Annotated in this window: 23 protein-coding genes and 1 pseudogene; 12 read left to right on the top strand and 12 right to left on the bottom strand. The window is 39.0% G+C overall.

Translation table 11 applies throughout. From position 1 onward, the window contains the following. Positions 1–92: 92 nt before the first annotated feature. The 3 genes from fba to R2H34_RS09715 all read right to left on the bottom strand — a co-directional run bounded on the left by fba (position 93) and on the right by R2H34_RS09715 (position 2801). Positions 93–1130, bottom strand: coding sequence for a class II fructose-bisphosphate aldolase (gene fba / locus R2H34_RS09705; RefSeq protein WP_318342252.1), 1038 nt, complete (start codon positions 1128–1130; stop codon positions 93–95). A gap of 207 nt (positions 1131–1337) precedes the next feature. Further along, a complete protein-coding gene (gene rhlB / locus R2H34_RS09710; RefSeq protein ID WP_004911568.1) occupies positions 1338–2489 on the bottom strand; it encodes an ATP-dependent RNA helicase RhlB in 1152 nt (383 codons plus the stop codon). Positions 2490–2588: 99 nt separating this feature from the next. Further along, the gene (locus R2H34_RS09715) at positions 2589–2801 is read right to left on the bottom strand and encodes a cold-shock protein (RefSeq protein WP_004911569.1); all 213 of its coding nucleotides are present in this window, start codon (positions 2799–2801) and stop codon (positions 2589–2591) included. A 354-nt stretch (positions 2802–3155) separates the two neighbouring features. On the opposite strand from R2H34_RS09715, the gene R2H34_RS09720 reads away from it, so the two are divergent. The 8 genes from R2H34_RS09720 to tnpC all read left to right on the top strand — a co-directional run bounded on the left by R2H34_RS09720 (position 3156) and on the right by tnpC (position 8610). Next, positions 3156–3395, top strand: a complete 240-nt coding sequence (locus R2H34_RS09720; RefSeq protein ID WP_004962240.1) for a sulfurtransferase TusA family protein — start codon at positions 3156–3158, stop codon at positions 3393–3395. Between the two features lie 131 nt (positions 3396–3526). Continuing rightward, positions 3527–4396 carry an RNA polymerase sigma factor RpoH gene (rpoH, locus tag R2H34_RS09725; RefSeq protein WP_004911572.1) on the top strand — a complete coding sequence of 290 codons (870 nt, stop codon included), beginning with the start codon at positions 3527–3529 and terminating at the stop codon, positions 4394–4396. A 107-nt stretch (positions 4397–4503) separates the two neighbouring features. Continuing rightward, positions 4504–4869, top strand: coding sequence for a DUF423 domain-containing protein (locus R2H34_RS09730; protein ID WP_004954058.1), 366 nt, complete (start codon positions 4504–4506; stop codon positions 4867–4869). A 9-nt stretch (positions 4870–4878) separates the two neighbouring features. After that, complete coding sequence (thiS, locus tag R2H34_RS09735; RefSeq protein ID WP_004962247.1) at positions 4879–5076, top strand: sulfur carrier protein ThiS; 198 nt, start codon at positions 4879–4881, stop codon at positions 5074–5076. A gap of 23 nt (positions 5077–5099) precedes the next feature. Beyond that, positions 5100–5885 carry a thiazole synthase gene (locus R2H34_RS09740; RefSeq protein WP_004639328.1) on the top strand — a complete coding sequence of 262 codons (786 nt, stop codon included), beginning with the start codon at positions 5100–5102 and terminating at the stop codon, positions 5883–5885. A gap of 330 nt (positions 5886–6215) precedes the next feature. Continuing rightward, entirely contained in the window at positions 6216–6599 is a 384-nt protein-coding gene (gene tnpA / locus R2H34_RS09750; protein ID WP_004684363.1) for an IS66-like element accessory protein TnpA, read from the top strand. Beyond that, complete coding sequence (gene tnpB, locus R2H34_RS09755; RefSeq protein ID WP_004642106.1) at positions 6596–6931, top strand: IS66 family insertion sequence element accessory protein TnpB; 336 nt, start codon at positions 6596–6598, stop codon at positions 6929–6931. Before tnpA ends, tnpB begins: the two co-directional genes overlap by 4 nt. A gap of 74 nt (positions 6932–7005) precedes the next feature. Further along, positions 7006–8610 carry an IS66 family transposase gene (gene tnpC / locus R2H34_RS09760; RefSeq protein WP_004684361.1) on the top strand — a complete coding sequence of 535 codons (1605 nt, stop codon included), beginning with the start codon at positions 7006–7008 and terminating at the stop codon, positions 8608–8610. A 30-nt stretch (positions 8611–8640) separates the two neighbouring features. On the opposite strand, the pseudogene R2H34_RS09765 reads toward tnpC, so the two are convergent. The 4 genes and pseudogenes from R2H34_RS09765 to yaaA form a co-directional block, all read right to left on the bottom strand. Beyond that, positions 8641–8895, bottom strand: a pseudogene (locus R2H34_RS09765) (NUDIX domain-containing protein); the annotation flags it as partial. Positions 8896–8945: 50 nt separating this feature from the next. Next, entirely contained in the window at positions 8946–9563 is a 618-nt protein-coding gene (locus tag R2H34_RS09770; RefSeq protein WP_042891004.1) for a metal-dependent hydrolase, read from the bottom strand. A gap of 9 nt (positions 9564–9572) precedes the next feature. Continuing rightward, positions 9573–9836, bottom strand: a complete 264-nt coding sequence (locus R2H34_RS09775) for a hypothetical protein (protein WP_004962254.1) — start codon at positions 9834–9836, stop codon at positions 9573–9575. Between the two features lie 21 nt (positions 9837–9857). Then, positions 9858–10640 (bottom strand): peroxide stress protein YaaA, encoded by a 783-nt coding sequence (gene yaaA / locus R2H34_RS09780; protein ID WP_005402524.1) that lies wholly within the window; start codon positions 10638–10640, stop codon positions 9858–9860. 124 nt (positions 10641–10764) lie between these two features. Here yaaA and R2H34_RS09785 point away from each other — a divergent pair, with 124 nt between their 5' ends. Continuing rightward, a complete protein-coding gene (locus R2H34_RS09785) occupies positions 10765–11394 on the top strand; it encodes an alpha/beta hydrolase (RefSeq protein ID WP_042891001.1) in 630 nt (209 codons plus the stop codon). A 93-nt stretch (positions 11395–11487) separates the two neighbouring features. Further along, the gene (locus tag R2H34_RS09790; protein ID WP_042890999.1) at positions 11488–12558 is read left to right on the top strand and encodes a membrane protein; all 1071 of its coding nucleotides are present in this window, start codon (positions 11488–11490) and stop codon (positions 12556–12558) included. Here the strand turns inward: R2H34_RS09790 and rtcR are convergent, their stop codons facing one another. From rtcR to R2H34_RS09815, 5 genes are all read right to left on the bottom strand, one after another. Then, the gene (gene rtcR / locus R2H34_RS09795) at positions 12559–14154 is read right to left on the bottom strand and encodes an RNA repair transcriptional activator RtcR (protein WP_042890996.1); all 1596 of its coding nucleotides are present in this window, start codon (positions 14152–14154) and stop codon (positions 12559–12561) included. A gap of 2 nt (positions 14155–14156) precedes the next feature. After that, complete coding sequence (locus R2H34_RS09800; protein WP_318342253.1) at positions 14157–14738, bottom strand: hypothetical protein; 582 nt, start codon at positions 14736–14738, stop codon at positions 14157–14159. 123 nt (positions 14739–14861) lie between these two features. Continuing rightward, entirely contained in the window at positions 14862–15134 is a 273-nt protein-coding gene (locus tag R2H34_RS09805) for a hypothetical protein (RefSeq protein ID WP_318342254.1), read from the bottom strand. After that, a complete protein-coding gene (locus R2H34_RS09810) occupies positions 15127–16095 on the bottom strand; it encodes an IS30 family transposase (RefSeq protein ID WP_014538385.1) in 969 nt (322 codons plus the stop codon). Before R2H34_RS09810 ends, R2H34_RS09805 begins: the two co-directional genes overlap by 8 nt. Positions 16096–16164: 69 nt before the next feature. After that, on the bottom strand, positions 16165–16746 hold the full coding sequence (locus tag R2H34_RS09815) for a hypothetical protein (RefSeq protein WP_318342255.1): 582 nt from the start codon (positions 16744–16746) through the stop codon (positions 16165–16167). Positions 16747–16986: 240 nt separating this feature from the next. Between R2H34_RS09815 and R2H34_RS09820 the strand changes: the two genes are divergently transcribed. Together R2H34_RS09820 and R2H34_RS09825 are read left to right on the top strand one after the other, a co-directional pair. Next, complete coding sequence (locus tag R2H34_RS09820) at positions 16987–17949, top strand: ribonuclease Z (protein WP_087539669.1); 963 nt, start codon at positions 16987–16989, stop codon at positions 17947–17949. Positions 17950–18247: 298 nt separating this feature from the next. Then, positions 18248–19516, top strand: a complete 1269-nt coding sequence (locus R2H34_RS09825; RefSeq protein ID WP_042890985.1) for an RtcB family protein — start codon at positions 18248–18250, stop codon at positions 19514–19516. Positions 19517–19586: the final 70 nt, after the last annotated feature.

The raw sequence follows: 19586 nt of genomic DNA on the forward strand, positions 1-19586 counted from the left end.
TGCCTCAAAAAATGCCAGCTATATGCTGGCATTTTTTTCATACAAATATAAAAATAGCGGCAAATGCCGCTATTTTTTAAATTACAAGTTAATCACTTGTAACGATCAACCATCTTCTCTAAAGAAATTGGGCGAATCTTATCTGCATTACCAGCTGTACCAAATGCTTCATAACGTACAATACAAATGTCTTTCATTGCTTCAATTGTTTCACCAAAGAATTTACGTGGATCAAATTCACTTGGCTTCTCAGCCATCATACGACGCATCGCGCCAGTAGATGCCAAACGTAAATCAGTATCAATATTAATTTTACGAACACCATGTTTAATCGCTTCTACAAGCTGATCTACCGGTACACCATAAGTTTCTTTAATATCACCACCATATTGGTTAATAATCGCCAACCACTCTTGTGGTACAGAGCTTGAACCATGCATTACAAGATGCGTGTTTGGTAGTGCAGCATGAATTTCTTTAATTCGATCAATTGCCAAGATATCGCCTGTAGGTGGACGAGTAAACTTGTATGCACCATGAGAAGTACCAACAGCAATCGCTAAAGCGTCAACATCAGTATCAGCAACGAATTGTGTTGCTTCTTCTACAGAAGTTAGCAATTGAGAATGGTCTAGTACGCCCTCAGCGCCAACACCATCTTCTTCACCAGCCATACCAGTTTCAAGGCTACCTAAGCAACCAATCTCACCTTCAACAGAAACGCCACATGCGTGAGCCATAGCTACAACACGACGAGTAACATCAACATTGTAATCATATGAAGTTGGTGTCTTACCATCAGCTCCCAAAGAACCATCCATCATCACTGAGCTAAAACCCAACTGGATAGAGCGCTGGCAGACATCAGGGCTTGTACCGTGATCTTGATGCATTACCACTGGAATATGTGGCCATTCTTCAATCGCAGCTAAAATAAGATGACGTAAGAAAGGTGCACCTGCATATTTACGCGCACCAGCAGAAGCTTGTACGATTACAGGTGAATTCGTTGCATCAGCTGCGAGCATAATTGCACGCATTTGTTCTAAGTTGTTTACGTTAAACGCTGGTACGCCGTAGTTATGTTCTGCAGCGTGATCCAAGAGCTGGCGCATTGAGATTAGAGCCATAATATCCTCCCAGGTAATGCGCCATATTCTACATGTTGATTTGTTTCAATTCAGCAACTAATCACAGGATTTCAAAAAAATTCTTAATCTTTTGTATCATTTGGGTAGCAAAACATACTAAAAAATAAAAAAAGCTAAATCGTCGCATGATTTAGCTTTTTAAATGATTTAATAAACAAATTCTAATTTGAAATTGCTTCAATCAAATCAACAATATCCTTCGATTCGCGTAAGGGGTAATTTCTTCCCAATCGCCTTTTCAATCTCAGGCAAATAGAACGCATCATCTTCTGATAAGAAGCTAATACTTACACCTTGAGCACCTGCACGTCCAGTACGACCAATACGATGAACATAATCATCTGATTGCTCAGGCAAGGTAAAGTTAATGACGTGCGATACACCATCAACATGAATACCACGACCAGCAACGTCAGTCGCAATCATAATATTGTTTTTGCCTTGTTTAAACTGATCGAGCATCTTCAACCTTTTGTCTTGCGCAATTTCACCAGACAACATTCCTACTTTATAACCATCACGCTTTAAGTGATCATATAAACGACGAACTTGATCTCTACGGTTTGCAAAGATCATGACCTTATCAATAGGTTCTTCACGAAGAATTTCTTGAAGCAATTTATATTTATCTTTGTTTTCTACAACGTAAACTCGTTGCTCGACATCATTATTGGTTTTCTGTTCAGGTTCAATTTCTACCGTAACAGGTTCAAATAACCATTGTCTTGCCAAATTCAATACATCGTAGCTAAATGTTGCTGAAAACATCAAAGTTTGGCGTTGCTCTTTGAATGGAGAAAAACGAACAATTCGTTTTACGGATGGGATAAATCCCATATCAAGCAGGCGATCAGCTTCATCAATCACTAAAAATTCAATTTTATCTAACCAAACTTCTTTTTGTTCAACAAAATCAATTAAACGCCCTGGCGTAGCAACAATAATATCAACAAAGTTGCGATCCAACATTTTCTTTTGTTTTTCAAAGTCTACACCACCTAATAGAGTGACAAGATGTAGATCAGTGAACTTTGTCAAATGCTGGGCATCACTTTCAATCTGTAATGCAAGCTCACGAGTAGGAGCTAAGATTAATGCTCGTGGTTCACCACGAAAACGTTGCTCTTGTACTGGATTGGTTAATAAATCATTAATCACACTGATTAGAAAGGCAGCTGTTTTACCTGTCCCTGTCTGTGCTCGACCAATGGCATCATGCCCTGCTAATGTATATTTTAAAACCTTTTGTTGAATAGGAGTCATTTGTGTGAACCCCAAAGCATCAATGGCTTTTTTCAACTGCGGATGTAAATTTAAGGTTTCAAAACCAGACGTCATATATGCTCTCGAACCATCAATGACTAAAGAAAGTGGCTATTATAAACAAAAACGCCCCAAATAACATTGGAGCGCCTTTTATTGCGTTAAAGCAACAAATTAGTCTAAAGGCTGAACGTTTTCAGCTTGGAAACCTTTTTGTCCTTGAACTACGCTGAATTCTACGCGTTGGCCGTCACGTAATGAACGGTGACCTTCGCCTACAATTGCGCGGAAATGAACAAATACGTCATCACCACCATTACGCTGAATAAAACCAAAGCCTTTAGTGTCGTTAAACCACTTTACTACGCCTTGTTCACGAGCTGTCATAAGTCAATCCTCAGATATTGAAAGATAAGGACCTTCCGGTGTTGCAAACAGCAGAGCCAACAAGGTTTTAAAATATTTATAATTTTAAAGCTTGTAATCATTCTGTAAAACTATCAACAATTTCCGGTTACATCCATTTGTTATAGGGTTTAATACAAGAAATTTATATTAAACACTTTCTAAAACGCATCGAGCTTAACACGGGTTTATTCCAATTAATAGATTTATTTTTAGTAATTTCCTAGCACTCTATCTGTTTTATTCAACCATTTAGCGCTTTTTTTGCTAAAAATTTTCCGTGTAAAATAGTGAAAGTTTGTTAAGATAATTTTCAATTAAGCTTTGTTTATTACTATGTCTAAAATTGAAGGCTCGCCCGAAATAATTGATGCGCTAGGACAACCTTGCCCTATGCCACTTTTGATGTTGAAACGCGCTATTAAGAAATCGTCAGGATCAAAGCAATATCTTTTAAAATCATCAGACCCGCATAGTGAAATTGATGTAACACGATATTGCCAAATTCAACAACTTCAATGTCAAACACAGAAAATTTCAGACCGAGAATTTCACTATTTAATTGAATCTATTTGATTCTTTGCTAAACTCTCGGTAAAGATAAAATTGAAATATTTACATTTCTATACTCAAATTTCCTTAGTGATGAAGAACATTCGCATTAAGATGAAATTATTGACTTTAATACCATCCTATAAGGAGACTCCATGACTACTGACAGCAGCAATCAATTGATGCCCCTGTCATTGTCTGCGCCAGGCGTTAACCTTGGTGCATATATCAGTACTGTCAATCAAATTCCTATTTTAACGGCAGAGCAAGAGAAAGAACTTGCTGAACGTTATTATTATGATCAAGATCTGGATGCTGCCAAACTTTTGGTAATGTCACACTTACGATTTGTCGTACATATTGCACGCAGCTATGCAGGTTACGGATTACCACAAGGTGATCTCATCCAAGAAGGTAACCTCGGATTGATGAAAGCTGTTAAGCGCTTCGATCCTAATATGGGTGTGCGCTTAGTTTCTTTTGCTGTGCATTGGATTAAAGCCGAAATTCATGAATATGTTATTCGTAACTGGCGAATTGTTAAAATTGCTACTACGAAAGCTCAACGTAAATTATTTTTCAATTTGCGTAGTCTAAAAAAATCAAGTAAACGTTTGACTTTGGAAGAAGCTCAATCAATTGCAAATGATTTGAATGTGACTCCTGAGCAAGTGCTTGAAATGGAAGGTCGTTTAACCGCTTACGATGCTGCTTTTGAAGCGCAAGGTGATGATGACGATGATACACCGCACACCGCACCTGCACTTTATCTAGAAGATAATCGTTACGACCCTGCACGCCTAATTGAAGAAGAAGATTACGAAGAACAAAGTACTTCTGCATTGCATGAGGCCATGGATCAACTCGATGATCGTTCTCGTAATATTTTACAGCGTCGTTGGTTAGATGATGACAAATCAACTTTGCATGAATTGGCTGCTGAATATAATGTTTCTGCTGAACGTATTCGCCAGCTTGAAAAGAATGCAATGGAAAAAATTAAAATTGCGATGTCAGCAAGTTAAATTCAGCACAAACACAAGGGCGACAATGCCCTTTTGTTTTATCCAGCTTTGTTAAAAGCTTCGAATATGTTAACTTTGTTCATCAATTTTCCAGTTCCATTTTCATTATGTGGATAGCAATTTCTGCGCTTAATCTTGCACTTGCAGTTATGTTAGGTGCTTTTGGTGCTCATGGGCTTAAATCTATTGCTACAGTAGAGCAACTCGCTTGGTGGAGCACTGCAACGCAATATTTTTTCTACCATGCTCTAGGTTTACTCATTTTAGCTGTACTCAAAAAAACCACACCAACATTCCCAATAAAAATTCCTTTTATTTTGATTCAAATTGGCATAATATTTTTCTGCGGTTCGTTATACATTATGTCGCTTGGTTTACCTCGAATATTAGGTGCAATCACTCCGATTGGTGGTGCATTTATGATTGCAGGTTGGCTGTTACTCGCATGGTATGCGATCAAACATGCGAAATAAGGATTTATCATGCATATCTATTTAAACGGCGAGTCAACAGACACGTCATGTGAAAATCTACAGCAATTGGTTCAAAGCTTGGCACTTGAAGGCAAACGCTTTGCTGTAGAGAAGAACCAACAGATTATTCCGAAAAGTAGACTTGAGCAAACAACAATTGCTCCAGAAGATCGTATTGAAATTATTCAAGCTGTTGGTGGCGGCTAATCGGCTAAAAATGGAGTAAGCCTATGCAAGATTCCCCTTTAATTATTGGTTCACGTACTTTCCAATCTCGTTTACTTGTCGGAACTGGTAAATATAAAGATCTCAATGAAACCGATTTAGCAATTCAAGCAAGTGGCGCTGAAATTGTGACCGTTGCAATTCGTCGCGTAAACATTGGTCAACATGCCGATCAACCAAATTTACTCTCAGTCATTCCACCTGAGAAATATACAATTTTGCCGAATACTGCTGGCTGTTTTGATGCAGATAGCGCAATTCGTACCTGTATGCTGGCTCGTGAACTGCTTGATGGCCACAATCTGGTAAAGCTAGAAGTACTCGGCGATGAAAAAACCTTATACCCAAATGTCACTGCAACACTGAAAGCAGCGCAAACCCTGATTGATGATGGTTTTGAGATCATGGTCTACACCTCGGATGATCCGATTGTTGCGCAAGAACTTGAGAGCATGGGTTGTGTTGCGATCATGCCTTTAGGCAGCTTAATTGGTTCTGGTCTCGGTATTCTGAATCCACACACCATTTCTATCATCAAAGAAAACGCTAAAGTTCCTGTGCTGGTGGATGCTGGTGTGGGTACTGCCAGTGATGCTGCGATTGCGATGGAACTCGGTTGTGACGGCGTACTGATGAACACGGCAATTGCTGCTGCTCAAAATCCAATTTTGATGGCTTCTGCTATGAAAAAAGCAGTTGAAGCAGGTCGTGAGGCATTCTTAGCGGGTCGTATGCCACGTAAACGTATGGCAAATGCGAGCTCGCCTGAGACGGGGTATTTCTTTAAATAAGAAAAGAATGATAAAAGGGAGCTTTTTTTGCTCCCTTTTTTAATGCAATTATGATTTATCTTGATTCCAGATTAACAAGATGTATAACTTGCTCAGTTGATCGCAAAGCAAGATCATGTAAAACATCTGGCTTTAGCAATTTGATCTCACACTTTGGCATCCATGAAATCACTTGAGCTTCAGTCGCATCATCAAGATAAGAAGCTTTTATTTGAATATCGCCTTTATAAATATAAAGAAATTCGTAAGCGTCCGCTGAACACACCTTATGAATTCGTCCTATAAGCCTTAATTTAGTCCTGACTTAAAAACAAGTGGGAACTTAAATTTATGACTACAAATAACCAGACATCCATCGCATCTCTTACGATAAAACGAAGAACATATAGTGCTGAATTTAAACAGCAGATCGTTCAGGCGTGTAAAGCATCGGAGGTTTCAATTGCTTCGGTCGCTTTGCAACATGGATTGAATACAAATCTTGTATCCAAATGGATTCGCTTAATTGATGCTAAGCCAGGGAATGATCGCTCACTACTACCGAATAAACCTGCATTTATTACCTTATCTTGCTCCGCACCATTAGATCCTATCCCTACTGGCATGTTAACGGTTCAAATTACTTTACCCCACTCAAAAGCAGAAATTGGCTTGAAATGGCAAGTATCAGAAATATCTGCTTTAGCAGAATTACTCAAGGCACTTACAACATGATCCGTATCGATGAAATCTGGTTGTCTACTCAGCCCATGGACATGCGTGCAGGTATGGATACGGCCATGGCTCAGGTGGTGAGAGCCTTTGGCTACATCAAACCGCATTGTGCTTACCTGTTCTGTAATAAACGTGGCCATCGCATGAAAGTGCTGGTACATGATGGACTGGGCATCTGGCTGTGTGCCCGGCGGTTGGAACAGGGAAAATTTCACTGGGCTAAAGTTCACCAGGGTGAAAGCGTAGCCCTCAGCCCAGAACAGTTACAGGCACTGATCCAGGGTTTGCCTTGGCAGCGCATTGGACGACAGCAGGTGGTGACGATGCTCTAAACTAGCTTGGTCCATTCTGCTATTCTCCAAACGTTCTATTTCCTCTGCGTCATGACCTCAGGCATACTGCGGTCATGAATACGCTGCCTGATTTAAGCCAACTGACCCATGAACAACTGCTGGAATTTACCCGGCAGTTGGCAATGCAGCATCAGTCTTTGGCACAATCAAATCAAGAATTAGAAAAATCAAACCAGCAATTGGATGCCAAAGTTCAACATCTTTCCATTCTCACGCAAAAATACGAGCATGAGCTCGCACTATTTAAACAGCACAAATTTGGCAGTAAAAACGAACATCTCACCGCAAAACAAATCCATCTGTGGGATGAAGCGGTCGAAGAAGATATTGCCGCTGTTGATCTGGAACTGGAACGGCTGAATGCAGATAAAACTGATGCAGCGACACACAAAGCCACAGTCAACAAACCTAAACGTCGACTGCTGCCCGATCATCTACACACCATCCGTATCGAGCATGAACCAACATCAACCCAATGTGCTTGTGGCTGCACCTTGCGTCGTATCGGCGAAGATATCAGTGAAAAACTACATTTCAGACCGGCACAGTTCTATAAGGAACAGCATGTGCGTGGCAAATGGGTCTGTGATCAGTGTGACACCCTGACTCAGCAAGCGATGCCTGCCTATGTGATTGATAAAGGCATTGCTTCACCTGAACTGCTCAGCCATGTGCTGGTATCGAAGTATGCCGATCATTTACCGCTGTACCGTCAACGTCTGATCTATCAGCGGGCGGGAATCGAGCTTTCTAGATCAACGTTATCTGACTGGATAGGTCGCTGCGGTGTGGAACTGGAACCTCTGGCCAATGCCTTAAAACAGGTGGTGCTGCAACAGCGGGTGATCCATGCCGATGAAACGCCGGTCACCATCATGCGGATGGGTGATGATGAGAAAAAACCGAAGAAAGGTTATGTCTGGGCCTATGCCACTACACAGTACAATCCAGTTCAAGCGGTGATCTATGACTTTCAGGATAGCCGTTCAGGTCAGCATGCAGAAGAGTTCCTGAATGGCTGGCAGGGCCATCTGGTCTGTGATGATTACAGTGGTTATAAAGCACGCTTTAAATCAGGCGATGTCATAGAGGTGGGCTGCATGGCGCATGCACGTCGTAAATTCCATGAGCTACATGTGACCGGGAAAAGTCAGATCGCTGAACAGGCATTACTGATGATTCAGAAACTGTATGCGATAGAAGCAGAACTCAGGAAAAAGACCGATGGTACAGCAGAACACCGCCGCGAATACCGACAACAGCACAGCCAACCGGTGATGCAACAACTGTGTGAATGGCTCAACCAACATTATCTGACGGTGCCATCGAGTTCTCCAACCGCCAAGGCCATCAATTACAGTCTGAAGCGTTGGCCAGCCTTAAGCCGCTATCTGGATGATGGCAATCTACCCATTGACAATAACTGGGCAGAGAACTCAATGCGTCCCTGGGCATTGGGCCGTAAGAACTGGTTGTTTGCAGGTTCGCTGCGCAGTGGACAGCGAGCGGCAAATATCATGACTTTAATCCAGTCAGCAAAGCTGAATGGGTTGGATCCGTATGCCTATCTCAGTGATGTGCTGAAAAGGCTGCCGACGCATAAAGCGACCCAAATAGAAGAATTACTACCACATCGCTGGAAATCCAACTCAAATTAAAAAATAGGCATGGGGTTCAGCGGACGCTTACAGAAATTCATGAAAATTTCGCCCTACAACGGGATCATAGAAAAAATTTTCAACAATCGCAAAAAGCACAGGCGAATTAAAATACTCTCCTGTTTCTTCAAGCACTTCTCGTTGAATTCCCTCTAGGGTTGTTTCTGAAAATTTTAATCGACCACCCACTAAAGAAATACTTCCATCAGGAAATGTAGAAACCAAAATCTGATCTTCATGCTCTATCCAAGCAGCCACACGAATATTAAGTTTTCCCTCTGCAATATCTAATGTTTAATCTTTCACTTATAACTCAATGGCTTCATTTTAATCATTTATTCTATTATATTCTTTAAATTCATTTTCGCCCTTTGTTCAAAATTCTGTTGAAAGTATTCCGTTTGATACAGTGGTTCAGTCTGATAAAAATGCGTTAGAACTTCTTTTCTTTTAATCGAATAGACATCGGGATCAACCCAAGCATACTCCTGTTGAATCTGCTGCTCATATTCCGCAAAACGCTCTGGCGAAGCCGCTAGAATCGCTAAGTCAATATCCAGTAAAAACTGCAAATCTAATTCATCCGTTGCTTCATGCCTTTGGGTTGCAAGAATCCATCGGATTATCTTTTGAACGTCATCCGCTGATAAATCTTGAGCCAAATACTGCTCGAATAGCTCAGCACTTTTTAGTTCGTTGTCTTTTGCTTGGGGATCATAGATCGCATCATGAAACCACAGTGCTAACTCAACTGAATAAGCATCTTTTAAATCAGGTCGAATCGATTCAAGTAAAACCAAACATTCATACAAATGTTGTAGCGTATGATAAGCCCGCTGCTTTTCACTATAGGCAGCAATCAACTTGTTAAAAATTTTCTGCGGTTCAGAAAAATGATAATGCCTATGCAGCTCAAACCATGATTTTTCCAATATAGTTAAATATTGCTGCATTACTCATCCTTATTGGATTTCCTTATTAAGCCACTTTGCTAAAGACTCTGCATCCTTACGCTCAAGAAAGAGCTGATACAAAGTGCAAGAACCAAACTCATGTTTTAGTTCTTGCTGACGTACAGGGTGATTACCAAATCGAAAGCGCCGAGTACCATCACGATCTAAAGGCAGTGCATACACGCCATAACTCCGAGGTTCTGTCAGATGCCCTTTGATTCGGACTTGATCAAGCGATATAGCATTTTTCAACAAATGTTCTTTGGTTAACATCCCATCCCGCCCAAGGCAAATCTAAGCTGCGTGCTGTTCATCTCGCTTAAAGACCAACTCTTTATCCGATGAACTTTCAGCATCAAAGTAATACCCTTCACTATCAAATGCTTTTAATTGTTCTACTTGGCTTAATTTATTTTCAATCAAGTATCTTGCCATTAGACCACGCGCTTTTTTCGCATAGAAACTAATGACTTTATATTTCCCGTTCTTCTGATCCAAGAATACAGGCTTGATAATTTCTGCCTGAATTTTCTTTTCATTCACAGATTTATAATATTCGTCAGAGGCTAAATTTACCAATAATTTTGCATCAATTTCAGCTAAATCTTGGTTAATTTGATCAGTGATAATGCTGCCCCAAAACTCATATAAATTATTTCCACGGCTATTCTTTAATTTAGTACCCATTTCTAAACGATACGGCATCATCAAATCCAATGGGCGTAACAAACCATAAAGACCAGACAACATGCGCAAATGCTGTTGGGCAAAATCAATATCATGATCTTTTAAGTGATAAGCATCTAGACCTGTATACACGTCACCTTTAAATGCAAATAAAGCTTGGCGTGCATTAGAAAAATCAAATTCCGCATTCCAATCACGAAAACGCTCTACATTTAAATTGGCGATTTTTTCACTCACGGTCATTAACGATGCAATTTCTGTTGCCGAAAGTTTGCGACATACATCTATCAATTGTTGTGATTGCTCTAATAAACGAGGCTGTGTATATGTGTCAGTCGGTAAAGCAGTTTCATAATCTAGTGTTTTCGCTGGAGAAATTAAAGCAAGCATAATCAATCAGAATAAATTTATCTTGGTGAAACTATATCAGTTGATAATTTTTAATGCCAATTCGTGTTCTCGTTCAGTTTTATCGGTAAAATAGTGGATTCTTCCATTATCCATTGCGTATCTTATGTCTGAGCAAGTATTCATCCAAGGTCCTGTTGGTCAAATTGAAATGTTTGTAGATCAACCCCAAGGTGAAATCACAGGTTTTGCTGTCGTCTGCCATCCACATCCTTTGCAAGGTGGTACACCACATCATAAAGTCCCTGTTTTACTGGCTCAGATTTTTAATGAAATGGGTTGTGTCGTTTATCGCCCTAGCTTCCGTGGTTTGGCTGGCAGTGAAGGTACTCATGATCAAGGTCATGGCGAAACTGATGATATTATGGCTGTGATTGAATATGCCCGTGCAAAACATGCGGGTTTAACTTTTTATGCCGGTGGTTTTAGTTTCGGTTCTCATGTATTAGCTAAATGCCAAGCACAGCTCAGTGAAGAGTTACGTCCAAAACAATTAGTGCTCTGCGGACTACCAACAGGCTCAGTAGTGGATTTACGTCATTATAAAACCCCTGCAATTGACGGCGATATTTTATTCGTACACGGCGAGCAAGATGATATTACCCTGCTCTCAGATATGATCGCGTGGGCAAAGCCACAAAAGCATCCAATCACGATTCTGCCAGGTGCCAATCATTTTTTTACTGGTTATCTAAAACAGTTGCGTCAAATTATCACTCGTTTTTTAAAAATTTAGACTTAACAACAAATTACTAAGAAAAATATACGCCTTTTGAATCCAATGTCTATTATATCAGTTTAGATGTACAGGCATTTAGGTTCTTAAATAATGAAATTAAATAAAAAACAGGGACTTTTTTTAAAGCAAACCATTGAGCATTGGCAACTACAAGGTACGATTACACCTGATGTTGCCAATGAATTAAATCAGAGTTTTTCGATTCGGCCTTTTGACTGGGAACGACTCGCAAAATATTCATTCTGGATCTCGATGATTTGTACAGTGATCGCAATAGCCGTTATCACACTTGATGATTATTTGATGAAGTTGATTGAAAGAATCTTTATAGATTCCAAAATTATTCCTTGTCTAGTTTTTGCTGCTGTTGCTCTAGCTTTTTATGGCTTTGCCTATCGTCGACGTAAAACCAAACCCTTACATCAATTTAGCAATGAAGCGATTATTTTTGCAGGCGTGCTTTCTACGGCAGCATCCATCGCCTATTTCGGTCAAGTGATTGATACAGGCAGTGGGCATTTCTCTTTGCTATTCCTGCTCTCCACCATTATTTATGCAGCACTTGCCTTCTGGTTCCCCTCTAAACTGATTTGGGTATTTTCCTTACTTTCACTCGGTTCATGGTTTGGGACGGAAACTGGCTATATGTCAGGTTGGGGAGCATATTACCTAGGCATGAACTTTCCTTTACGTTTTGTCTTTTTTGGCGGCGTATTGATTGGTTTAAGCTTGCTGTTTCAACGCTATGCGCATTTTAGAGATTTCGCCCATTCAACTTATGTCATGGGACTACTTTATCTGTTTATTGCTTTATGGATTCTCTCGATCTTTGGTAATTACGGTGATTTGAATAGCTGGTATAACGTTAAACAATATGAACTCTTGCATTGGGGTGTGCTTTTCGCATTTATTGCCATCATCGCGATTGTTTATGGTTTAAAACATGATGATGCTACCTCACGTGGTTTTGGTATCACCTTCTTATTTATTAATCTCTACACCAAGTATTTTGAGTTCTTTTGGAATGGCATGCACAAAGCCATTTTCTTTATCTTGCTCGCTGCATCTTTCTGGTGGATTGGCCGACACGCCGAAAAACTTTGGAATTTAGAGTTTCTACCAACTCAATCACAAATAAAGAAAGACCATCCCGTTGAATAATTACTGAAAATCACTCCAACTCAAGCCAAACCGAGCCAAATACTTTTTGACTCGGTCGCTATCATTTGTGGTGTTCCGTTGCTGGCGTGAAGCAGCAAATAGCTGCCGTCCAGCATCAGCCATCGTTTTGGCATTTTCACAAACTAGGAGTACGCCACGCAGCTGAATCTGATCAAACTCATCAATCTCACTCAACTGTGTTTGATCTAAATATTTAAGGAGAATATCGATATCTTTAGAATGATTTTGTTTGGCTTGAATAGACCAAAGTTGCTTTAAACGCTGAATCTCTTTTTCTACCGTTTCCGAACGAATCAACTCACCACTGGATAATGTCGCTAACCGCGTCACACTGGCGGTTAAATCTCGGAAATTCCCCTGCCAAGATGCTTGTTTAGACTTGGCAAATTTCAAATATGCATCAAGGGCATCACGTTGAAATCGTAATTGACGCTGATGATTTACAGCAAAACGTTGCAACTCAAATTCAATATTCGGGGCAATATCTTCTATTCGATCTTTAAGATTGGGTAAAAAGAATGTCCATGTATTCAGTCGTGCCCACAGATCCTCACGGAAACGCCCAGCTTGCACTTCGGCTCTTAAATCTCTATTAGTCCCTGCAATCAACTGAAAATCTGCCTGAACCTCTTTATCACTTCCAACGGGAAAAAAAGATTTATCTTCAAGCGCCTTGAGCAGCATCGCTTGTTCATCTAACCCAAGCTCCCCAATTTCATCCAGAAATAAAATACCTTGATCAGCACTTTTTAATAAGCCTGTTCTTGAAGCCGCTGCCCCTGTAAAAGCGCCTTTGATATGTCCAAATAAACTGGACATGGCACTATCACCACGCAGCGTCGCACAGTTCACATCAACAAAACGCCCACTTAAATGAAAGTTGTCTTTTTTTAACTGAAAAATTTGTTTGGCTAAATGCGATTTACCTACACCTGTCGCCCCCATAATCAAAATCGGCGCACTAGAGCGCGTTGCTACCAACTCAACTTCTGTGATTAGTTGATTGAATTCAGGGTTATAGGTTGAAATATTGGCTTTCAACTGTTGCCAGTTTTGTTGTTGCTCATCTTCAAAGCGTTGCTTTAAAACATCATATCGGGATAAATCTAGATCAATAATGCGATATTCACCTTCTGGCGTTTTCTGTTGATTGGGTGCACTTTGAATCAGCTTGGCAGGTAAATAATTGGCATCGACTAGTAGATACCAACAGATTTGTGCAACGTGTGTACCTGTGGTGATATGTAAAAGATAGTTGTTCTTTTCAGTATCAAAGGGATAACTTTTCACAAAGTCATATAGCGCACCATAAACCTCAGCAAAATCCCAAGGATCTCGGATACTCACTCGCTGACCCGACACAGTAGTCGATGGCGACACATTTTGAGCATCTTCAGCAATAAATTTGACTAAATTATGATGTTGCCGATCATGCAATAGTACCAGCTCATCTACAATCAAATCTTCATGCATCATAAGACTTAGCGTCGGACGCCAGCGTTGCCATCGGTCAGGACGCTTTCCTTGATCTAAAGTAGAACCGACGAAGCCGATAACGATGGTTTTTTTATTCATTTTCAATATCTCTCATCTTGATTAAAAACCATTCCATTATCCAACTCGATCTTTGCTATAGCACAATTATTAGGTATGGGATGTACATATACATTTCTAATATGAACTTTTCCTTCATAATAACCTTTCAATAAATCACGACTAATATCAAATGAAAAATGACTACAACCCAGAGGAGTAAAGTCATTTTTCCTCAATATTTTTAACTGCACTCTACTAGATAAACCCAACTCTTTAGAATAATAATCATCTTTAGTTAAATGAATAAATGCCAAATAATGATCAGAACATAATGTTTTCAAATGAACTAAATCAAGCTCTTGAAAGTCTATTCTTTTATCCTCCCATTGATATACATTTTCTTGGGTTAAAGCCTGAAAATCACAACTTTGACTCAAGATATCTGTTTTCCATTGCTCATCTTCAAATTTTAGATGTAGATGATCATCATCGTCTAAACTTTTTGACATTGATAAAAAAATAGAATTTATTTCATTTGCATAAACTGCTGGTTCATATTGACATTTCAAAACCGTTTCATTTGACAACAACATTTGCTCATATAAAATAGAATTATCTTTCACCCTTTTCAAAGAAATATGAGAATATTTTCGATCTTCATTCTTAATCGAGTAAATATAATTAGGTTTTTTATCACTCTTAACACCTACTGAGAATTGACTATCTATTGAATAATGATAAGAATATTACCTCCAGTAGTATCCATCTTTTAAATAAAATAATGATTTTTGAAAAGGCAATACTTTCTTACCTATTAATTCACATGAATCCTGCGAATATTTTAAATTCCCATTATATTTTTTCAAATGATAATTCACATCATAATCATCTATCTCAATGAGATCATTTTCAGAAATAGTAAAACTGTATTTTTTAACTACCCTCTTATCACCAAAATGCACGCGATTATGATCATTAGATTTCACTTGATTTAATGGAGGAACGGCGAATTCAAACATGAGGTGCGACAGTTTGAAAAGTCTTATGATAATCAACAAGCTGAGCAAATTTCTCTAATGGTGTAAGCCAATCTAACGCTTTTCTAGGACGAGTATTCAGTGACATGGCAACTTGATTTAAATAATGCTGATCTGCCTGATTTAAATCAATCCCTTTAGGTAAATATTGCCTAATTAAACCATTCATATTTTCGCATGTGCCTTTTTGCCAGGGTGAATGTGGGTCACAGAAATATACATCTATGCCTAAATCTTCTTCAAGTATTTTATGTTCTGCCATCTCGCGTCCACGGTCATAGGTCAACGTTTTACGCAGTTCTGCAGGTAAATATTTCAGAGCTTCAGTTAAAGCCTTGCGCACTGATTCTGCCTTTGCATCAGGTAATGTTGCCAAGATACAGAGCCGTGTATTTCGTTCAATAAGTGTTGCTATCGAACTTTTATTGTCTTTACCTTTAATTAAATCAGCTTCCCAATGACCCGGTATTTTTCTTTCTTGAACTTCGGCTGGGCGCTCATGAATAGTTTTAATATCCTGTAATATAGAATCTTTTTTAGGTTCACCGTTAGCTTTTCGCTTTTTATTTTCATGACGTAGACAGGATAATAAGTCTTTTTTCAACTCACCCTTGGGTAATGCTCGTATCGTTGAATAAATCGTTGTATGGCTTACATTCATTGTTTGATCCAAATCAGGAAATGTCTTTAAACGCTTTGCTATTTGCTGAGGAGACCATAAACAACGGATCGCTTCAACAATAAATTTCCAGAGGATTGAATCGATTTTGAGTTTTCTGTGACCACGTCTACGTCTAGCAAAAGTGTTATCAGAAGCATATCGAGCTTGATAAACGTCATTGATGCTATTTCTTTTAAGCTCACGATAGATCGTACTAGGATGTCTTTTAATAAGTTCAGCAAATTTTCTGGCTGAAAAGCCTTCTTTTCTTGACTCAAGCATTAATGCAGTACGATCTTCAAAGTTAAGATGATGGTATGACAATTTTATATACTCCATAAACCCTTTAAATTAATTAGGTGGTTTATGTCGCACTTCAAGTTTTACTCTGCCAACTATTTTTTTACTTTTATTATAATGATTGATACGACCTGATAATAAGATACCATTTGACATATCATGCCATAAATTTGATGTTGCATATTTCTTCTGTTCTTCACTCAAGGCATATGCCGAATATATAACCAACACAAATAAACTTAGGGCAGAAAACGTTATTAAGTTTTTATAGCCATAATTCTGGACTAATGTACTTACCAACAACATCACTCCTGATAAAAACCAGATCACAGCACCCCAACCAAACCCATCACTACCAAACATCAAAATCAATCCCAACGCCATTAATATTGTTGTAGCAGTCGCTAGACCCAAAGCTATTGATTTATCTTCCTTTAATATCGATAGTGCATAGATCAAAGTAAAATTTGCCCAAACAGGAAAAGTTACAGGTATATAAATAATTGTAAACTGTGAGAGCATTGCTCCCAAAAATAGAGCCCAACCCGAAAAGTCGTCTGTAAATGGCAGAAATATCGAACTCAAGTAAAGAACAAGAGCAAAAATTGCAAAAAATTGAGTTATTTTATTCATATTTATTAAATCATATATTTATCTTGGGGCTTAAGAAGTTAAAAAGGTTTTTTACGCAGCAACCCTATATTTATGAATGGGTAATACAAAATATTATGTTCACGATTTCATGTAAATCAAAATATAGAGTGTAGGTAGTAACATCCGTTAATTATACTCATTTCAAATGCCATGATTTCTATAATATTTTATAAAGGCCTATAATTTACAATACGCAATTCGATGAAAAATTCCAACAATATGCTTCATTTTACTTTTTTAGGTACATCTTCAGGTGTACCTACACTCACACGTAACGTTTCTGCCCTAGCAATCCGCAATAGCAAGAATAAAGACTGGATATTGGTCGATGCTGGTGAAGGCACACAGCATCGCATTCAACAGGCTAAACTTTCATTACAGAACTTAGTTGCGATCTGCATTACCCATGTTCATGGTGATCACTGTTATGGATTAGTTGGTTTATTGGCCAGTGCAGGTATGAATGCCCGTACTGCACCTTTAACCATTATTGCCCCAAAAGAAATTCAACAATGGATTGAAGTTACAGCCCAATTAACGGATTTACACTTGCCCTATTCACTCAATTTTATCAATGTGAATGAAGCCGCTCAAATACTACAGATAACAGATGAACTTTCAATTCAAGCCCATCCACTCAGTCATCGTGTACCCAGTTTTGCATTTAGTATTATTGCGCAATACACCCAAAAGAAATTAGATACTCAGGCTTTAATTCAACTCGGCGTAGCAAAAGGCAAAGTTTGGGGCGATTTACAGCAAGGCTTAGACGTCCAGTTAAATGAGCAAACCTTAAAAGCAGTTGATTTTATTCAAACCCAAACGCAACGTGTACATGCGATTGTCGGTGGAGATAATGATAGCCCTGAGTTGTTGGCACAAGCTTGCCAAGATGCTCAACTCCTAATTCACGAAAGCACTTACACTCAAGCTATTTTAGATAAAGTGGGTTCAGGCCCAATGCATAGTTCCGCCAAAAAGGTGGCTGAATTTGCACAAAAACATAATTTAGACAATCTCATTCTGACGCATTTCAGTCCACCTCATCAGGACCAAATTGGACAAAGAGCAATTGCAGATGAAGTTCACCAATACTATCAAGGCAACTTTTATTTAGCTGATGATTTCGATCAATTTAGCTTAGATATGACAGGTCAACTTACAAAAATTGATAAATCTTAATAGATCACCTTATATTTGATCTATCAATAACATCCAAGGATAGATAATCTATCCATTAAGATACTCAAATATCTTTCTAGATATACAAATATCGAAAAAATCATCTACAAACATGCTTTTTAAAAATATTTAAAAATTTATTTTAATTAATTATCAAATATTTACATAGGGTTCAAATTAAATTTAAAAAAGTTGGCATAGTCACTGCAATAGCATAAGTACACAACATCACTGGGATATTGTGAATATCACCTGCCTGCAAACGCTTGGCAGGCAGGCTTTGAAAGGAAAAATGAAAATGTCTGTCGTTGAACAAATTAACCAACAAGCTCAATTTGAACAAGAACAACAAAAACGTACTTATCAAGTTCTACAGAATGAAAAAGGCATGCCTGTAAAAATGTGGACCAATGGCGTAATTGTTGATGACAACTCAAAACAGCAGTTATTACAAACAGCTCAAATGCCTTTTATTTATAAATGGATGGCTGTGATGCCAGACGTTCACTTTGGTTTAGGTGCAACGATTGGAAGCGTAATTCCAACCAAAGGTGCCATTATCCCTGCTGCCGTCGGTGTGGATATTGGGTGTGGAATGATGGCGACTCGTACCAGCTTAACAGCATCGGATTTACCAGATAATTTACATGCTTTACGAACCGAACTTGAACGCTTGATTCCACATGGAATGACCAAACGTGGACGAGATAAAGGTTCTTGGGAAACACCACCTGAAATGGTAGATCAAGCTTGGGGAGGTTTGGTTGCAGACTTTGAGTTGATTTGTGCTAAACACCCTCGCCTAAAAAATACCAACAACCGCAAGCAGTTGGGAACTTTAGGTACAGGAAATCACTTTGTAGAAATCTGTTTAGATGAACATGATCATGTCTGGATTATGTTGCACTCAGGTTCTCGTGGTGTCGGTAATGCCATCGGTAACCATTTTATCGAACTGGCACGCAAAGATATGCAGAAACACTTTATTAACTTACCCAATAAAGATTTGGCGTATTTAGTTGAAGGAACTGAACATTTTGATGATTACTGGTTTGCTGTGGGTTGGGCACAACGCTTTGCCATGAAAAACCGTGAAATCATGATGCAATCAGCGATTAAAGCTTTAGCAACGATTATTCCAAAACCATTTAATGCCAAATTGGAAGCAGTAAACTGCCACCACAACTATGTGGAAAAGGAAGAACATTACGGCGAAGAAGTAATGGTGACACGTAAAGGCGCTGTAAGTGCCAAACTTGGACAATATGGAATTATCCCAGGTTCAATGGGTGCTAAGTCCTTTATTGTTCGTGGTCTTGGAAATCAGGAATCCTTTTGTTCATGTTCGCATGGTGCAGGTCGTGTGATGAGCCGTGCGGAAGCCAAACGCCGTTTTACTGTCGAAGATCAGATTGCCCAGACTGAAGGTGTGGAATGCCGTAAAGATGCGGCTGTGATTGATGAAATTCCATCGGCGTATAAACCGATTGAAGATGTGATGAATGCACAAAAAGATTTGGTTGAAGTGGTTTATACATTACGACAAGTAGTTTGTGTTAAGGGATAGATACCTGAGCACAACCAGAAGGTGAGCATATGTTAGAGGTGGATCAGGAAATTTGAACAACACTTATAAG

The organism is Acinetobacter sp. 16, from assembly GCF_033439925.1.
Taxonomy (GTDB): domain Bacteria; phylum Pseudomonadota; class Gammaproteobacteria; order Pseudomonadales; family Moraxellaceae; genus Acinetobacter; species Acinetobacter junii.

What these genes read in the sequence shown, in the direction of transcription:
- R2H34_RS09730 (WP_004954058.1), top strand. Translation starts at nt 4,504, where the DNA reads ATGTGGATAGCAATTTCTGCGCTTAATCTTGCACTTGCAGTTATGTTA.
- rhlB (WP_004911568.1), bottom strand. Translation starts at nt 2,489, where the DNA reads ATGACGTCTGGTTTTGAAACCTTAAATTTACATCCGCAGTTGAAAAAA.
- R2H34_RS09810 (WP_014538385.1), bottom strand. Translation starts at nt 16,095, where the DNA reads ATGCTTGAGTCAAGAAAAGAAGGCTTTTCAGCCAGAAAATTTGCTGAA.
- R2H34_RS09790 (WP_042890999.1), top strand. Translation starts at nt 11,488, where the DNA reads ATGAAATTAAATAAAAAACAGGGACTTTTTTTAAAGCAAACCATTGAG.
- R2H34_RS09785 (WP_042891001.1), top strand. Translation starts at nt 10,765, where the DNA reads ATGTCTGAGCAAGTATTCATCCAAGGTCCTGTTGGTCAAATTGAAATG.
- tnpB (WP_004642106.1), top strand. Translation starts at nt 6,596, where the DNA reads ATGATCCGTATCGATGAAATCTGGTTGTCTACTCAGCCCATGGACATG.
- R2H34_RS09740 (WP_004639328.1), top strand. Translation starts at nt 5,100, where the DNA reads ATGCAAGATTCCCCTTTAATTATTGGTTCACGTACTTTCCAATCTCGT.
- rpoH (WP_004911572.1), top strand. Translation starts at nt 3,527, where the DNA reads ATGACTACTGACAGCAGCAATCAATTGATGCCCCTGTCATTGTCTGCG.
- tnpA (WP_004684363.1), top strand. Translation starts at nt 6,216, where the DNA reads ATGACTACAAATAACCAGACATCCATCGCATCTCTTACGATAAAACGA.
- R2H34_RS09825 (WP_042890985.1), top strand. Translation starts at nt 18,248, where the DNA reads ATGTCTGTCGTTGAACAAATTAACCAACAAGCTCAATTTGAACAAGAA.
- R2H34_RS09820 (WP_087539669.1), top strand. Translation starts at nt 16,987, where the DNA reads ATGCTTCATTTTACTTTTTTAGGTACATCTTCAGGTGTACCTACACTC.
- rtcR (WP_042890996.1), bottom strand. Translation starts at nt 14,154, where the DNA reads ATGAATAAAAAAACCATCGTTATCGGCTTCGTCGGTTCTACTTTAGAT.
- tnpC (WP_004684361.1), top strand. Translation starts at nt 7,006, where the DNA reads ATGAATACGCTGCCTGATTTAAGCCAACTGACCCATGAACAACTGCTG.
- R2H34_RS09815 (WP_318342255.1), bottom strand. Translation starts at nt 16,746, where the DNA reads ATGAATAAAATAACTCAATTTTTTGCAATTTTTGCTCTTGTTCTTTAC.
- R2H34_RS09805 (WP_318342254.1), bottom strand. Translation starts at nt 15,134, where the DNA reads ATGTTTGAATTCGCCGTTCCTCCATTAAATCAAGTGAAATCTAATGAT.
- thiS (WP_004962247.1), top strand. Translation starts at nt 4,879, where the DNA reads ATGCATATCTATTTAAACGGCGAGTCAACAGACACGTCATGTGAAAAT.
- fba (WP_318342252.1), bottom strand. Translation starts at nt 1,130, where the DNA reads ATGGCTCTAATCTCAATGCGCCAGCTCTTGGATCACGCTGCAGAACAT.
- R2H34_RS09770 (WP_042891004.1), bottom strand. Translation starts at nt 9,563, where the DNA reads ATGCAGCAATATTTAACTATATTGGAAAAATCATGGTTTGAGCTGCAT.
- yaaA (WP_005402524.1), bottom strand. Translation starts at nt 10,640, where the DNA reads ATGCTTGCTTTAATTTCTCCAGCGAAAACACTAGATTATGAAACTGCT.
- R2H34_RS09720 (WP_004962240.1), top strand. Translation starts at nt 3,156, where the DNA reads ATGTCTAAAATTGAAGGCTCGCCCGAAATAATTGATGCGCTAGGACAA.
- R2H34_RS09715 (WP_004911569.1), bottom strand. Translation starts at nt 2,801, where the DNA reads ATGACAGCTCGTGAACAAGGCGTAGTAAAGTGGTTTAACGACACTAAA.
- R2H34_RS09775 (WP_004962254.1), bottom strand. Translation starts at nt 9,836, where the DNA reads ATGTTAACCAAAGAACATTTGTTGAAAAATGCTATATCGCTTGATCAA.